Genomic DNA, 445 nt, shown 5'->3' on the forward strand with positions numbered 1-445 from the left:
CACAGTCGGCAGTCGCGGCGCACGCATCATCCAATGCGTCAAGCAGTGCTCCCCCGAGACCGCCCGGTGAGCCGTCGAGAACATCAAGGCCGCTCACGACGCCAACGCTCTGGCCAAAGCCCAGACCGTCCAGCAGTCTATGGACATGAGCCCCGAGGCGATCCGCGACCAGCTCACCAGCGAATACGGAGAGACGTTCACACCGGAAGAGGCGCAGTACGCAATCGACAACCTCAACAAGTAATCAGATACAGCCTTCACTTCCAGGCCCCGTTTCGGCGGGGCCTTCGCATATCCGGGAACGCCCACCTCCCACTACTAAGGAATGGGAACGCTCACACCAAGCGCCTTCTCCACGACCATCCATCTGAACACGCAATACAAGATGACCACCACCGTCACCACGGCCTCATCCACTCTCCACCACCACCGACAGAAACCGCGA

1 protein-coding gene is annotated in these 445 nt (G+C 60.4%); it reads left to right on the forward strand.

Annotated features, from left to right (window positions below):
* The first annotated feature begins 109 nt into the window (after nucleotides 1-109).
* Nucleotides 110-244, forward strand: a complete 135-nt coding sequence (locus tag CRD60_RS08965; protein ID WP_269088615.1) for an Ltp family lipoprotein — start codon at nucleotides 110-112, stop codon at nucleotides 242-244.
* Nucleotides 245-445 lie beyond the last annotated feature (201 nt).

The organism is Bifidobacterium aemilianum (genome assembly GCF_003315635.1).
GTDB lineage: Bacteria > Actinomycetota > Actinomycetes > Actinomycetales > Bifidobacteriaceae > Bifidobacterium > Bifidobacterium aemilianum.